Raw genomic sequence first — 13,784 nt, forward strand, 5'->3', positions numbered from 1 at the left:
TCAACGCCTGTTATCTAAAGCACGACTGACGAGGTGGAAGAAGCGCGCGATCAGGGGATAGGGCATGAGGTCGGCGAGGCGGAGTTCGAGGCGCTCCAGATCGGCGAAGAAGGCCGGGTCGTGCTTGCGCTCGTTGTCGTTGATCAGGTCGCTCACGGCGCGGATGCCGTAATGCCCTTCGGCGCGGTGGCCCAGCGGAGCCAGCCACTCCAGGACCTGGCCGGCGGTGTAGGGCCGCAGGTTCGTCTCGAACGTGCCCGCCCGCGCCTGCTCGGCGTCGACCGCGGCGAGCCCGGCCGCCGGATCGAGCTCCATCGTCGCCTTGCGCAGCGGGATGGCGTGCTTGTTGATGGCGATGACCGAGAGCAGCCCGCCCGGGCGCAGCGCGGCCGCGGCTGTGGCGAGGGTGGCGGCGGGATCGGGCGAATACTGGATCAGGTTGTGGCACAGCACCAGGTCGAAGGTCTCCGCGCTGGTGAAGCCGTCGACATCGGCCTGCTGGACCGTGAGCCGGTCGCTCAGCCCGGCGGCGGCGAACTCCTGCTCGGCGCCGGCGAGCATCTCGGCCGAATAGTCCACGATGGACACCCGGTGCCCCGATCGGGCCAGCCGGATCGCGTCTGCTCCGTCCCCGCCGCCGAGGTCGAGCACCCGCAGCGGCGCCTCGCCGAGGTGGCGGGCGAGGTTCGCCTCCGCCTGGCCGTAGCGCAGCCGCCCCCAGGGTGCGTTGCGCAGATCCTGCCACCGGCTCATGCCGGCGTCGAACGTCTCACTCGGTTCTGGCATCACCCCAATCTATGCGGCGGCGTGAGCCTGTCCGCCCTGCCTGTGGCCCTCGCCACGGCCTTTGCGCAAGCGCGAGTACGTCCCGCCATTTGGTCAATGCATAGTCTCGTGTCAATGGATAACCCCGTGAGGTGGTTCGGATGACAGGACAGATGATCCGGATATCCGGTGGCGCGTTCCTGCAGGGGTCGCCGCCCTGGTTGCTCGACTGGCTCGACCGCCAGGACCAGACCCTGCCCCGGGAGTGGTTCGCCGATGAGACACCGCAGGTCGGCAGGTCCATCGAGCCCTACTGGCTGGACCGCTACCCCGTCACCGTCGGCGAGTTCGACGAGTTCGTCCGGGAGACCGGCTACGTCACCGACGCCGAGCGCCTCGGCTTCGGGCTCGTCTACGGCGAGGGGTCCTGGGAGGAACGGGCCGGTGCCTGCTGGCACGCGCCCGGCGGGACGGGCAGCGGTAAGGACGGCTTCACCGACCATCCCGTCGTGCACGTGTCGTGGAACGACGCCACCGCATACGCCGCGTGGGCGGGCAAACGGCTGCCGACGGAGCCGGAGTGGGAGTTCGCGGCCCGGGGCAGCGGCTTCCGGATCTGGCCGTGGGGCGACGACTGGGACCCCGGCCTCGCCAACACCGCGGAGTACTACGCCGGTGCGCTCACCTCGCTCGACGCCTGGAAGACGTGGTGGAAGGCGACCTACGCAGCCGACGGGCCGCTGCCGAGAACGACGCCCGTCGGCTCCTTCTCGGATCGCGGCGACAGCGTCTTCGGCTGCGGCGACATGGCGGGCAACGTCTACGAGTGGACGTCGACGGTCTCCGAGCTCTACGCCGAGGACGCGACCTGCGATCCGGCCGTGCGGATGGCGCTGGGCCGTTACCGGGTGATCCGCGGCGGGTCCTGGATGAACTTCCGCTATCAGGTCCGCTGCAGCGAGCGCATGCACGGCGACCCCAGCGGGTGGTCCAGCTTCGCGGTCGGCTTCCGCTGCGCCCGCGACTGAAATCATTTGGAGGTACGGTGGTAAAGATCATCTTGCCCGCAGGATGGACCGAGGGACGGCGCACTGTCTTCGAGAGCGCCGACGGCCCGCTATCCGATGTCATCAAGGCGTTCGCGGCCGCCTACCCGGCCTACCGGCACCGGGTGCTCGGCCCCGATGACGAGCCGCTCACCTATGTCAACTTCTGCGTCGACGACGACATCGTGCCCCGGCACCTGCGGGCGACGACCGTGGTCGAGGCGGGCGCCACGATCACGGTGATGCCGCCGATGGCGGGGGGCTGAGCGGTGCTCGACCGTGTCGTCTTCGAGGGGCATGGGCCGCCGGCCGTCATGCGGGTGGTGCACGAGGACCTGCTGCCCTCACCGGGCGACGACGAGGTCCTCGTCCGGGTCGCCTACGCCGGCGTCAACTTCCTCGACCTGTACCAGCGCTCGGGGGCGTACACCGTGCGATTCCCCTTCACGCCGGGGATCGAGGGCAGCGGCGTCGTCGTGGCGGCCGGTGCCGGGGTCACCGGCGTAGCGGAGGGCGACCGGGTCGCCTGGGCGGGCGCACCCGGCTCCTACGCCAGCCACTGCCTCATCCCGGCGGACCGGATCATCCCGGTCCCGGCCGGTGTCGGGCTCGCCGACGCGGCCACCGTCCTCATCCAGGGGATGACCGCGCACTTCCTCGCCGCCGACGTGGTGCCGCTGCGCGCGGGCGACATCTGCCTCGTGCACGCCGCCGCCGGTGGTGTCGGCGGGCTGCTCACCCAGTTCGCCGCGCTGCGCGGTGCGACGGTGATCGGCACGGTGTCGAGCGAGGCGAAGGTCGCGACGGCGCTCGCGGCCGGGGCCGAGCACGTCATCGACTACGGCCGGGAGGACTTCGCCGAGCGGGTCCGGGAGATCACCGGCGGTCGCGGGGTGGACGTGGTCTACGACGCGGTCGGCCAGGAGACCTTCGAACGAGGGCTGGCGAGCCTGCGTCCCCGCGGTACGTTCGTACTATATGGACAGACGGGCGGTGCCGTCGGCGCGGTCGATCCGCAGGCGCTCAACGCGAAGGGCTCGCTCTTCTTCACCAAGGCGTCGCTGAGCCACTACGACCGGACCCGTGCGGCGATGCTGGAACGGGCGGCGGAGGTCTTCGAGCACGTCATGGACGGGCGGTTGCGGCTGCGGGTCCACGGGACCTATTCGCTGGAGCAGGCGGTCGCGGCGCACGAGGCGCTGGAGGCGCGAACCGTGATCGGCAAGGTGCTCCTGCAGCCGTCCTAGACCGGCCGGACTGGTCGGCGCGACACTTCCAGGGTCGCGCCGACCAGCGTGAGCGCGCTCGCCGATGCCGATGCCGGGCTCGCGCGCCCAAGATCGTCGCAACTCTTGAAGAGTTGGTGCTAAAGCGGCGCCGGTCCCTCGTCACGCTTTGCAGCAAAGCGTGGCCTCCCATGAGGAGATGGGCACGCTTTGCTGCAAACCGTGGACCACATCCGGGCGCGCTTTAGCACCAACTCTTGAAGAGTTGCGACGATCGGTGGGCGGCCGCCCACCGCCTCGGCCTGGATGATCGCGTTGTTTCCTGGAAACTAGCCCCTCGCGCACCCTTCGAGCGCCCTGTTTCCGGGAAACAGCGCGATCATGGGGGGCAGCGGCGATGGAGCTCGGCTCAGGGGAAGGGGTAATGGCCCGGCAGAGCGAGCGCAGCAGGGCTGGTGGCGGTCAGGGTCGTGCCGTCGGAACGCCCGAGCAGCCAGGCGAGCAACGCGTGGCCCGGACCCTCGACGACGAAGGCAGCCTCGGCCCGCTCGGCGGCGGGCTGCACGCTCGCCGGAGTGGTGGTCGTGTCGACGGACCAGCCGGTCGCCAGGTCGGTGCTCCACAGCAGCCAGGTCGTGGCCGGTGCCGGACGGTCGGCGGAGGCGCGCCCGGGCAGGCCGTTGATGATGATCGGCAGGGCCGCGCTGACGAAGTTGTCGGGCCAGTCGGTCGGTGCGTAGCCCAGATCGAGGTCCACGTGATGGATCTCGAGCTCCAGCCACCGCGAGGCGACGCCCATGAAGAGGGGTCGCAGCCCGGTCAGCGCCTTGGTGGGTGCCTGCCACAGCGACGGGTCCAACCGGTGCCAGGCCTCGGCGAGACGGGCGCCCGATTCGCGCAGGTCGGCGGCGAGCTCAGCGGCACTGCGCCCCGCACCCGCCTCGATCTCCGCCGCGCGTCCGGCCGCGCCGCCCTCGTAGGCCTCGACCACCTCGCCGCGCGATGCGGCCTCGGCGGTGCGGCGCAGCGAGTCGGCGTGCCGGGCGAGGTGGTTCAGCACATGGCCCCGACTCCAGGTCGGCAGCGCGGAATCGCCGCGGACCGTCGCGTCGTCGAGCAGATCGGCATGCGCCGACAGCCGCTCGGCGGAGTCTGCCGCACCCGCGAGCAGAGCGGGGAGAAGGCCGGCCGGGCCCGGGGCTGTCGTCGTCATGGGCACTCCTCGCGGATCACGTCGGCCACGATCCGATCCTAGGCGGGTCGGATCGGATGCGACAGCCTCAGTCGCGCAGGCTCGCGATGTGACGCATCTTGTTCGTCACATCGAGGACCGCGACCGTGTAGGACTCGGCGGGCGTCGGCTCGACGGCGATCCGGCCCCGAGAGTCGGCGGCGAGGCCCGCCAGCGCGGCACGATGCGGACTCCACCGACCATGTTCGCCGCGTTCGACGATCGCGACCCGACGACCCGGCTTCGCGGCGACGGCGGCCTTCTGCCCGCCCGGGCCGGATCCGATGACAAGCACATCCACATCGCGCATGTCCCGGATCCGCGCGGGGCAGGCTAACGACGGACACCTATGGACGGGCAGAACGACGGCAGCCGGGCGGTGGCTCCCCACCCTGAAGAGGTCCGGGGGATATGGTGAGGGGCATCAACGAGCTACGGGCACGTCCTCACCATGCTTCACCGGGCCGACCTGCCCCCGGTGCGGGCGCGATCTTGCGTTTGCGCCCACTATGAGCTATTCTCGTGGTGGACTTCCCTTGGAGTTGGCAATTGCCCCCAGGAGGTTCGATCCCTACCGGGCCGCATTCTCAGCTCGCCCGTCTCGTCCGCGCCAAGGCTGCTCGCCCGCGCTGAGTGCCATTCGACGGCACCCCGCCCCGCCAGCCCGCGCACCGCACCGTGGCACTTCAACGCCCGGGCGGCCCGTAACCCACACCAGGAGCAACTCTTGACCGAACTGGCAACGCGGCCGCGCAGCGACGCCGCATCCACCCCCCGGCGCAACACGCGCGGCAACAACACCCGCCGCCCCGCCAGCCGGGCACCCCACAGCGCTCAGCCCCTCGTCGACGGCGAGGAGCTCATCTCGGTCGCCGGGATCCTCGACGTCCGCACCGATCACGGCTTCATCCGGGTCGACGGTTACGCACCGGGTCCGGACGACATCTACCTCTCGGTCTCGCACATCCGCCGTCACGACCTGCGCTCCGGTGACCTCATCACCGGCGCGGCCCGACCGGCCGGGCCCAGCGGTGACCGTCGCGACAAGCGCAACCCGCTGGTCCGGCTCGACACCGTCAACGGCAACCCGCTCGACGCGCTGCCCCGGCGAGCCGACTTCACGCAGCTGACGCCGCTCTACCCCCAGGAGCGCATCCGCCTGGAGACGACGCCGAACGTTCTCACGACCCGTGTGATCGACCTGCTGACCCCGATCGGCAAGGGCCAGCGCGCCCTGATCGTGTCGCCGCCGAAGGCGGGCAAGACGACCGTGCTGCAGGCCATCGCCCACTCGATCGCCACCAACTACCCGGACTGCCACCTGATGGCGCTGCTCATCGACGAGCGGCCCGAGGAGGTCACCGACATGCAGCGCACCGTGCGCGGCGAGGTGATCGCCTCCACCTTCGACCGGCCGCCGTCGGAGCACATCGCCGTCTCCGAGCTCGCCATCGAGCGGGCCAAGCGCATGGTCGAGCAGGGCCGCGACGTGGTCGTGCTGCTCGACTCGATCACCCGGCTGGGCCGCGCCTACAACCTGGCCGCGCCCTCCGGCGGCCGGACGCTCTCCGGCGGCATCGACTCCACCGCGCTGCAGGCGCCCAAGCGGCTCCTCGGTGCCGCCCGCAACATCGAGAACGGCGGCTCGCTCACCATCATCGCGACCGCCCTCGTCGAGACCGGCTCGGCCGGTGACAACCTCATCTTCGAGGAGTTCAAGAGCACCGGCAACGCCGAGCTGCGCCTCATGCGCGCCATGGCCGACCGGCGCATCTTCCCGGCGATCGACGTCGACTCCTCCGGCACCCGCAAGGAGGAGCTGCTGCTCGGCCCCGACGAGCTCGCCCTGATCCGGCGGCTGCGCAAGGCCCTGCAGGGGCTCGACGGCAACCAGAGCGTCGAGCAGCTCCTTGACCGGCTGCGCAAGACCGGCAGCAACGCCGAGTTCCTGATGCAGCTGTCGCGATAGGCGGCTACGCCCAGGGTTTGTCAACTACAGGTTGATGACAGGACTTACGCTGCCCGGCTAGTTTCTGCGGATGCGATGGCGCCGCGTGGTTGATGTCGGACTGGTCGCGTGGATGCTGCTGGCCGCGATCCTGCAGGTCGCGTTCCACTTCTACGTGGGCGAACACTGGATCGACATCGACACACTTGGATATGTGCTGATCGTCGCCTTTAATCTGCCGTTGCTGGTGCGCCGCCGCGCCCCGGCGGTGACGCTGCTGATGGTCTGCGTCATCTCGACGATCTACCTTGCTCTCGGCTATTACCACTCGGTCGTGACTTTCCAGCTCGCGCTGGGGATCTTCTCCGTCGCGATGTACAAGCGACGGCGTACCTCGATCTGGCTCAGCATGATCGCGTTTGGCGTCCTCGCGTTCGCCCAGCACCGTCTGCCGTTGGAGCCACGTCTGTTCGGCTATGCCGTCGTCGGTCTGATCGCGGTCATCGCCTGGGCCTACGGCGACAGCACCGGCCGTCTCGCCGATCGGGGCCGCCAGCTCTCCCGGCTCAGTGAGCAGCTCCGCCGGGAGCAGCAGGAGCGCGCCCATCGAGCCGTCTCCCAGGAGCAGCGGCGCATCGCTCGCGAGCTGCACGACGTGGTGGCACACCACATGTCGGTCATCTCCGTCCAGGCCGGCCTCGGTCGCTATGTGCTCAAGACCGATCCCGACACGGCCCGCGCCGCGCTCGAGGTCATCGCGGGGACGGCGCACGAGGCGCTGAGCGAGATGCGGCGCATGCTCGCCGTGCTGCGCGTCGCCGCCGAGGAACCGCAGTCGGACACCCCCTACGACTCCGCACCCGGGCTCTCCCGACTGCCGGAGCTCCTGGAACGCGTACGCTCGGCCGGGGCCACCGTGGACATCGAGGTTCACGGCACCGAGGTCCCGCTCCCGTCGGGGCTCGGCCTCTGCGTCTACCGCGTGATCCAGGAGTCGCTGACCAACGTGCTCAAGCACGCCGACCCGCCGGTCGCCACGGTGGCGCTGCGCTGGCAGCCGCATGAGCTGGCGGTGACCGTGACCGACAGGGGCGCCCCGCTCGCGGAGGTCGCGGCCGATGCGGTCGGCGGGGACAACGGTGGCGTGGTGCGGCACGGGCTGATCGGCATGCGTGAGCGGACCAGGATCTACGGCGGCACGCTGCACGCGGGCGAGCGGCCCGGGGGCGGCTTCCAGGTCGCCCTGACCCTTCCGCTGGAGGAGCGCGTCACATGACCGACATCATGGTGGTCGACGATCAGATCCTGATCCGGGCGGGACTCGTCGCCATGATCAAGGCCATGCCCGGCCTCACCGTCGTCGGCGAGGCCGCGACGGGCGAGGAGGCGGTCAGCGTCGCCGCCTCCGCCCAGCCGGAGGTGATCCTGATGGACATCCGGATGCCGGGTCTCAGCGGCATCGGGGCGACGGAGCGCATCCTCGCCGACGGCGGCGCCGCGCCGCCGAAGGTGCTCATCCTGACCACCTTCGACCTCGACGAGTATGTCTACGCCGCGCTGCGGGCGGGTGCGAGCGGCTTCCTGCTCAAGGACACCAGCCCGGAGCGCCTCTTCGCCGCGATCACGGCGATCGCCGGTGGCGACATGCTCTTCGCGCCGACGGTGGTGCGCCGGCTGATCGAGGCGAACGCGCCCGCCGAGCGGCCGCTGAAACCGGCGCCCGCGCTGGACGTGCTGACCGGTCGCGAGCGGGAGGTGCTGCTGCTGGTGGCGCGAGGCCTCTCCAACGCGGAGATCGCGCTGGAGCTCTTCCTCAGCGAGGCGACGGTGAAGACGCACCTCAACCGGCTGATGAGCAAGCTCGCCCTCTCCAGCCGGGCGCAGGCCGTCGTCGTCGCCTACGAGACGGGCCTGGTGACCCCCGGCAACGCCCAATCATAGATTTTCGGGCATTTCCGAGGTTTGCCGAAATCGGGGGGTGACCAGCGACCTGGGGTTTTGTAAGATCAGCCGATGATTACCCAGCTTGCGCCGCTGTGGCGGGCTCACTCGCACCCGCGGATCAAGATTGCGGTGCTCCGGGTGATCTGTGTGGTCGCCGCCGTCAGCGCCCTCACGGTCGGGGCCGAGGCACTGGCCGGCGTGCCGATGACCTTCTGGGTGCTGACCTGGGTCGCCTGCTGGGTGCCATCGATGATCCTCCTCGCGCAGTGGGTCGGGGTCGACCTGCGGGCTCGCGACCTTCGGGCCAGGGAGATCACGGAGCAGGCCTGGAGCCCGGTCTATGCCGAGATGACGCTCTTCGACGCCGAGGCGAGCATCGTCGCCGTCGCGATCGCCGACCGCCACGCGGCGGTCGCCGGGCTGGGCGAGGAGATCCGGGCCGCGACGGCTCGGGCGGCAGCCCACCATCGGGCGGGTGACTTCGCCGCTCGCAACGTGGCGATCGACGACGCGAGCGTGGCGATGGCGAGCTACGACGCCCTGCGCGCCGAGACCGAGGTGTCGACGGCGGCGATGCTCGCCTCCCTGGAGGAGCAGCGCACCAAGATCCTCAAACTCCACGACGGCGCGACGACGAGCGTGGTCCGCCAGCTGGCCCGCAACGAGGCGGTGACCGCGCCCGCCCTCGTCTCCCTCTCCCTGATGCTGGACACGCCGCAGGATCCGCCACCGAAGTCGGGGTCGACGCCGCGTTAGCACCAACTCTTGAAGAGTTGGTGCTAAAACAACTCTTCAAGAGTTGGTGCTAAACGATGTTCTGACACGCGGAGCGGAGGCGGGCGAACGCGCCGGGGGCCGCCGGGTCGCGGCCGGTGAGGTAATCGCGGATCTGGTGGGCGCACTCCGTGGGCGTCGACCTACCCGTGTCGCACTCCAGGTCGTAGTCGCCGTGCTGGTGGACGGTGGCCAACTGGGCGGCCGCCTGGCCGGGGGTGCGGTCGCCGCGGGCCAGCTCGCGCCGGGCCAGCTCCGCCGGCGGGCAGTGCACCCCGACGAAGACGACGTCGAATCCGGCCAGCACCGCCAGGCAGTCGGGGAGCCGCCAGGGCTCGCTGAGTACGTGATCGGCCACGACATCGTTGCCGGCCGCGGCCATCCCGGCGATCACCCGGTGGAAGCCCGCCCGAGTGCGCCGCAGCACCGCCGCGAGCTCGTCGGGGGAGAGCGCGGCGGTCGCGGGAACCGACCGCATCGCGCCGATCGCGTCCACGCCGATGTGGAAGAAGGGCCGGTCGAGGATCCGCAGCAGCTCCTCGGCGATGCTGGTCTTGCCGGAGCTGGAGACCCCGTTGAGCAGGATGATCACGCTGCCATCGTCGCGCCTACCCGGCCCGCCGGTCCAGCTCGGCGTGGTCGAGCTTGCCGTTGGGGAGCCGGGGCAGCTCTGCGAGGAGTAGGAACCGGGTGGGGATCGCCGCGATCGGCAGCCGTTCGAGCAGGTGGGCCCGGATCTCGGCCCGGTCGACGTCGGCCTTTGCCACCAGCGAGGCGGTCAGCCGGTTGCGGCCCGCGGGGTGGCCGACACCGACGCCTGCCTCCTCGATCCCGGGGAACGATCGCAGCGCCTGCTCGATCTCGGCCCGCTCCACCCGCACCCCGCCGAGCTTGAGCTGGTGATCGGCGCGCCCGTGGAAGAGCAGCTCACCGTCGTCGCGCCGGGAGACGAGGTCGCCGGTGCGGTAGGGGCTCGGCTCGCCCTCGGCGAGGCCCGGCCCGGCGAGGCAGAGCTCGCCGACACCGTCGAGCGACGGGTCGAGCATGACGATCTCGGTGCCCGGGATCGGCAGCCCGATCGGCACGCTCGCCGCCTCGGCGTCGGCCGGTTCGCAGCGGTGCACGGTGCTCCAGACCGTGCACTCGGTGGGGCCGTACTCGTTGTGCAGCTCCGTGTCCGGCAGCGCGGCGAAGTGGGCCGCGACCAGGTCGGGCGGGCAGACCTCGCCCGCCACGATCACCGTGCGCAGCGACGCGAACTGCTCGGCGAGGCCGCCCCGCAGCGCCACGCCGTAGAGCGACGGCACCAGCAGCGCGTGCGAGGGCCGGTGCTCGGCGGCGAAGCGCCCGGCAGCGGCGAGGTCGGAGGGGCGCTCGCTGGGGATGACGATCGTGCCGCCGCACGCGAGCGTCCAGTAGATCCCGGCGACCGAGCTGTCGAAGGAGATCGATGAGCAGAGCAGGAAGCCGGTCACCGGCTCGCGATAGTGGGAAAGCCTCGCGGCCGTGGAGTAGGCGAGCGCCCGTGCCGAGATCGTGACCGGCTTGGGGTGCCCGGTGGAGCCGCTCGTGAAGCAGGTGTATGCGAGCCTTCCCCGGCGTACCCCCATGCGGGTTGGGGGTTGGTCTGCGGAGATGGGCGTCAGCGGCGCGCGCAGCCGGACCGTGAGGCCGGGCTCGCGGACCGTGACGCGCGCCCCGCTCGCCTCGGCCATGAGCTGCTGGCGCTCGTCCGGGAACGCGGCGTCGACCGCGACGTAGCGGGCGCCCGCGCGCAGGACACCGAGCATCCCGACGATCGCCCAGCGCGACAGGTGGGCGTGGACCAGCACCGGTTCGTCGGCCGCGACCCCCGCCGCCAGCAGCGCGGCGGCGAGCCCGACCGAGAGCCGGTCGAGCTCCTGATAGGACAGAACCCCCGCCCGGTCCGCGACGGCCGGGGCGTCGCCGGCGAGTCGCGGTTCCAGCAGGTCGAGAACATGCTCCGGGTACGCCGTCACGCCGCCCCGCCACCGTCCGCCAGCTCGGCCAGGACCATCAGATATCGCTCGATGTGCTCGTCGATCCACTCCGGACTGTAGAGATGGGAGTCGAAGGTGACGTATCCGTTGACCGTCTCGTCGAGCCGCATCGACCAGGCGAGTGACGCGGGCGCGGGGAGCCCCGGCTGCCGGTCCTCCGCGATGGGTTCGAGCACCAGCGTCGGATCGCTGCTCACCGGCCCGATCGGCGATGTCGGGATCACCTGGAACGCCGGGTAGGTCGCCTCGATGACCGGCCTCGGCCGGAACGCCACCTTCGCCAGCCCCGGCGCCTCGCCGAGCACCCGCAGCAGCGGGATGTCATGCGCGTAGGCCTCGCGGCAGGTGCGGTCGGCCCGGCGCAGCGTCTCGCGCAGGTCGGCCGGGTCGTCGCGGGTGACCCGCAGCCAGAGCACATTGATCATCAGCCCGACCGTGTACCACTCCGAGGGCTGCCGGCCCGACGTGATGATCGGCACCACGACATCGCGCTGATCAGGGTAGATCGTCGCCACGAAGGCGGTGAAGAGCATCGTGGCCGGGGTGGTGCGGCTGCGGCGGGCCGCCGTGACCAGCCTCGGCCACAGCTCGGCCGGGATCCGGAACCGGATCGTCGACTGTGGACCGGGCGGTGCCGGCGTCGGCACCGGCAGCATGAGCTGCTCGGTCCCGACGAGCCGCTCCCGCCAGTAGGGCAGCGCCCGGGAGATCGTCGCCTGCCAGTCGTCGGAGAAGTCGTCCTCGGCGACGGACGCATACTGCATGACATCGGCCTCGAAGGGCTCGCCGCCCCGGCTGCGCCCCGTGTAGGCGTCGACGAGGTCCCGGGCGAGCAGCGGCAGCGACCACCCGTCCGCGGCGATGTGGTGGGCCACGATGACGAGGATCGACTCGCCGCCGGTGCAGCGGCCGAGCCGCACCCAGAGCAGCGGCGGCTCGCCGGATGGGTAGTCGTCCTCGCTCGCCCTCGCCAGGAAGGCGTCGACATCGTCGATCTCCTCCACGATGAGCCGTCCCGGCATCGGCGGCAGCACCCGCAGCCCGTCGGCGGTGACGATCGTGCGCAGCGCGTCGTGCCGCGCCACCACATCGCCGACGGCCTGCCGCAGCACCTCCAGATCGATCTCGTGCCGCACCGTGAAGGCGACCCGGACCAGGAACCTCGGGCCCAGCACGCTGCCGGGGGTGCCCTGCTCCAGCCGGAGGACGAGCTGCTGGGCATAGGTGAGCGGGGCCTGCGTGATCGTCGTCATCTAGCGTCTCCTCGGTCGGCCGGCCACGGCCAGCCTGGTGAAGCCGGACAGGAAGGTGGAGCGCACCCGGACCGGCTCGCCGACCACGTCGACCTCGTCGAACATGGCGAAGAGCTCGGTGAAGAGCAGCCGCAGCGCGAGCCGGGCGTGGTGCGAGCCGATGCAGTAGTGGTGCCCGCCGCCGAAGGCGAGGTGCCGGTTGGGCGAGCGGACCGGATCGAAGACATCAGGATCGACGAAGATCGCCGGATCGCGATTGGCCGCGCCGATCCACGCCACCACCGGATCGCCCGCCGGGATCGCCACCCCGGAGAGGGTGACCGGGCCGGTCGCGTGCCGCATGAAGTGGCTCGCCGGGGAGGCCCAGCGCAGCGCCTCCTCGACTCCGCTCGCGAGCGCGTCGGGATCGTCGGCGAAACGACGCCAGGCGGGTGTGCCCGCGGTCGCCAGCACCGCGGCCGTCGGCACGTTGGGCAGGGTCACGCTCGCGCCGAGCAGCAGGCTGTAGCAGTTGGAGACCGTCTCGGCCGGATCCATCACGGTGAGCATCAGGCTCACGAGATCGTCGCCCGGTGCCCGACCGCGCGCCCGGACCAGCTCCAGGAAGTAGGCGAAGAGCTCGCGGTGCGCCCGCGCCAGCGTCGCCGCCGGACCGTCGGCGAGCTGGAACTCGGGATCCTCCTCGGCGCTCGCCGCCATCACCAGCTGGACCAGCCTCGGCCAGTCCCCGGTCGGCAGGTCCAGCAGCGACCCGATCAGCGCCAGCGGCAGACCGCGCATCGCCACCGCGAGGTCGAAGGCGTCGCCGTCGGCACCGGGCGCCAGCAGCTCGCGGACCGCCAGCTGGATCCGGCGCGTCGACGCACCCGCCGCCCGCGAGCCCATCACCCGCTGCAGCGGCAGCCGCATCCGGTCGTGCGCCGGGGGATCGGTCGCCGCGAGCTGCCGCCCGCTCGCCGGATCGGGCTTGCCGAGCAGGTTGAGCAGGGTGCCGCGCTCGGAGGTGAAGGCCGCGTGGTCGCGCAGGACGCGCTCGACGTCGGCGTAGCCGGTGACCGACCAGAATCCGCTCGGGTGCCGGTGCACGGGCGAATGCTGCCGCAGCTCCCGCCATGCCTCGTGCTGGCCGCCCGCCGCGAAGACCGCGGGGTCGGCGAGGTCCGCGGTCACGCGCCCGTCGGCCTTGCCTCTGCCGGCTTGCGGGCCTCGGCGATCGCCTGGGCCATCTCCACGATCGTGGGTGAGAGGAAGAGGGTCCAGGCCGGGATCTCGACGCCGAACTCGCGGTCCATCGTCAGCAGCAGCTCGGCCGCGAAGAGCGAGTCGCCGCCCAGCTCGAAGAAGTCGTCGTGGACGCCGACGGGGAAGACGCCGAGCTGAGCGGACCAGAGTTCGGCGAGCCGCGCCTCGGTCTCGTCGCCGGGTGCGGCGTACTCGGTGTCGATCTCGAGATCATGTCGAGCCGTGACGGTTGCCATGTCCATCCCCCCGGTGGTGTGCTCCATCTCCGCCGAGTCAAGCAGCGCAAATGGGGCACGGCAAGGGAATCGGGCACAGTTACCGCGAGGGTTTACCC

The 13,784-nt window shown here is 71.1% G+C and carries 14 protein-coding genes and 1 pseudogene; 7 read left to right on the plus strand and 8 right to left on the minus strand.

Annotated features, from left to right (window positions below):
- Complete coding sequence (locus tag F4553_RS30175) at nucleotides 1-786, minus strand: methyltransferase domain-containing protein (protein ID WP_221470537.1); 786 nt, start codon at nucleotides 784-786, stop codon at nucleotides 1-3.
- A gap of 140 nt (nucleotides 787-926) precedes the next feature.
- Here F4553_RS30175 and F4553_RS30180 point away from each other — a divergent pair, with 140 nt between their 5' ends.
- From F4553_RS30180 to F4553_RS30190, 3 genes are read left to right on the plus strand one after another with little or no spacing between them, the layout of a single operon-like run.
- Nucleotides 927-1,793: a formylglycine-generating enzyme family protein gene (locus F4553_RS30180; protein WP_184842744.1), complete on the plus strand. Its 867-nt coding sequence runs from the start codon at nucleotides 927-929 to the stop codon at nucleotides 1,791-1,793.
- Between the two features lie 17 nt (nucleotides 1,794-1,810).
- The gene (locus tag F4553_RS30185) at nucleotides 1,811-2,077 is read left to right on the plus strand and encodes a MoaD/ThiS family protein (protein ID WP_184842747.1); all 267 of its coding nucleotides are present in this window, start codon (nucleotides 1,811-1,813) and stop codon (nucleotides 2,075-2,077) included.
- A gap of 3 nt (nucleotides 2,078-2,080) precedes the next feature.
- A complete protein-coding gene (locus tag F4553_RS30190; RefSeq protein WP_312875445.1) occupies nucleotides 2,081-3,058 on the plus strand; it encodes a quinone oxidoreductase family protein in 978 nt (325 codons plus the stop codon).
- Between the two features lie 388 nt (nucleotides 3,059-3,446).
- On the opposite strand, the gene F4553_RS30195 is transcribed toward F4553_RS30190, so the two are convergent.
- Nucleotides 3,447-4,250, minus strand: a complete 804-nt coding sequence (locus tag F4553_RS30195) for a maleylpyruvate isomerase family mycothiol-dependent enzyme (RefSeq protein WP_184842750.1) — start codon at nucleotides 4,248-4,250, stop codon at nucleotides 3,447-3,449.
- Nucleotides 4,251-4,317: 67 nt separating this feature from the next.
- Complete coding sequence (locus tag F4553_RS40285; RefSeq protein WP_221470538.1) at nucleotides 4,318-4,578, minus strand: FAD-binding protein; 261 nt, start codon at nucleotides 4,576-4,578, stop codon at nucleotides 4,318-4,320.
- 468 nt (nucleotides 4,579-5,046) lie between these two features.
- Here F4553_RS40285 and rho point away from each other — a divergent pair.
- From rho to F4553_RS30220, 4 genes and pseudogenes are all read left to right on the plus strand, one after another.
- A pseudogene (gene rho / locus F4553_RS30205) lies at nucleotides 5,047-6,237 on the plus strand (transcription termination factor Rho); the annotation flags it as partial.
- A gap of 70 nt (nucleotides 6,238-6,307) precedes the next feature.
- A complete protein-coding gene (locus F4553_RS30210; protein WP_184842755.1) occupies nucleotides 6,308-7,492 on the plus strand; it encodes a sensor histidine kinase in 1,185 nt (394 codons plus the stop codon).
- The gene (locus F4553_RS30215; RefSeq protein WP_184842759.1) at nucleotides 7,489-8,157 is read left to right on the plus strand and encodes a response regulator; all 669 of its coding nucleotides are present in this window, start codon (nucleotides 7,489-7,491) and stop codon (nucleotides 8,155-8,157) included. The genes F4553_RS30210 and F4553_RS30215 overlap by 4 nt, the downstream gene beginning before the upstream one ends.
- A 72-nt stretch (nucleotides 8,158-8,229) precedes the next feature.
- The gene (locus tag F4553_RS30220; protein ID WP_184842761.1) at nucleotides 8,230-8,916 is read left to right on the plus strand and encodes a hypothetical protein; all 687 of its coding nucleotides are present in this window, start codon (nucleotides 8,230-8,232) and stop codon (nucleotides 8,914-8,916) included.
- A 49-nt stretch (nucleotides 8,917-8,965) separates the two neighbouring features.
- On the opposite strand, the gene F4553_RS30225 is transcribed toward F4553_RS30220, so the two are convergent.
- Genes F4553_RS30225 through F4553_RS30245 form a run of 5 tightly spaced genes read right to left on the minus strand, consistent with a single transcriptional unit; the run spans nucleotide 8,966 to nucleotide 13,686 of the window.
- Nucleotides 8,966-9,526: a chloramphenicol phosphotransferase CPT family protein gene (locus F4553_RS30225; RefSeq protein ID WP_184842764.1), complete on the minus strand. Its 561-nt coding sequence runs from the start codon at nucleotides 9,524-9,526 to the stop codon at nucleotides 8,966-8,968.
- A gap of 16 nt (nucleotides 9,527-9,542) precedes the next feature.
- Nucleotides 9,543-10,934 carry an amino acid adenylation domain-containing protein gene (locus F4553_RS30230; protein WP_184842766.1) on the minus strand — a complete coding sequence of 464 codons (1,392 nt, stop codon included), beginning with the start codon at nucleotides 10,932-10,934 and terminating at the stop codon, nucleotides 9,543-9,545.
- Nucleotides 10,931-12,208: a condensation domain-containing protein gene (locus F4553_RS30235; RefSeq protein WP_184842769.1), complete on the minus strand. Its 1,278-nt coding sequence runs from the start codon at nucleotides 12,206-12,208 to the stop codon at nucleotides 10,931-10,933. The genes F4553_RS30230 and F4553_RS30235 overlap by 4 nt, the downstream gene beginning before the upstream one ends.
- Complete coding sequence (locus F4553_RS42595; RefSeq protein ID WP_184842772.1) at nucleotides 12,209-13,378, minus strand: cytochrome P450; 1,170 nt, start codon at nucleotides 13,376-13,378, stop codon at nucleotides 12,209-12,211. It abuts the gene before it with no gap.
- Nucleotides 13,375-13,686, minus strand: a complete 312-nt coding sequence (locus tag F4553_RS30245) for an acyl carrier protein (RefSeq protein WP_246467522.1) — start codon at nucleotides 13,684-13,686, stop codon at nucleotides 13,375-13,377. Before F4553_RS30245 ends, F4553_RS42595 begins: the two co-directional genes overlap by 4 nt.
- Nucleotides 13,687-13,784: the final 98 nt, after the last annotated feature.

Source organism: Allocatelliglobosispora scoriae, assembly GCF_014204945.1.
Lineage (GTDB): Bacteria > Actinomycetota > Actinomycetes > Mycobacteriales > Micromonosporaceae > Allocatelliglobosispora > Allocatelliglobosispora scoriae.

What these genes read in the sequence shown, in the direction of transcription:
- F4553_RS30175 (WP_221470537.1), bottom strand. Translation starts at nt 786, where the DNA reads ATGCCAGAACCGAGTGAGACGTTCGACGCCGGCATGAGCCGGTGGCAG.
- F4553_RS30235 (WP_184842769.1), bottom strand. Translation starts at nt 12,208, where the DNA reads ATGACGACGATCACGCAGGCCCCGCTCACCTATGCCCAGCAGCTCGTC.
- F4553_RS30220 (WP_184842761.1), top strand. Translation starts at nt 8,230, where the DNA reads ATGATTACCCAGCTTGCGCCGCTGTGGCGGGCTCACTCGCACCCGCGG.
- F4553_RS30210 (WP_184842755.1), top strand. Translation starts at nt 6,308, where the DNA reads ATGCGATGGCGCCGCGTGGTTGATGTCGGACTGGTCGCGTGGATGCTG.
- F4553_RS40285 (WP_221470538.1), bottom strand. Translation starts at nt 4,578, where the DNA reads ATGCGCGATGTGGATGTGCTTGTCATCGGATCCGGCCCGGGCGGGCAG.
- F4553_RS30245 (WP_246467522.1), bottom strand. Translation starts at nt 13,686, where the DNA reads ATGGCAACCGTCACGGCTCGACATGATCTCGAGATCGACACCGAGTAC.
- F4553_RS30180 (WP_184842744.1), top strand. Translation starts at nt 927, where the DNA reads ATGACAGGACAGATGATCCGGATATCCGGTGGCGCGTTCCTGCAGGGG.
- F4553_RS30215 (WP_184842759.1), top strand. Translation starts at nt 7,489, where the DNA reads ATGACCGACATCATGGTGGTCGACGATCAGATCCTGATCCGGGCGGGA.
- F4553_RS30195 (WP_184842750.1), bottom strand. Translation starts at nt 4,250, where the DNA reads ATGACGACGACAGCCCCGGGCCCGGCCGGCCTTCTCCCCGCTCTGCTC.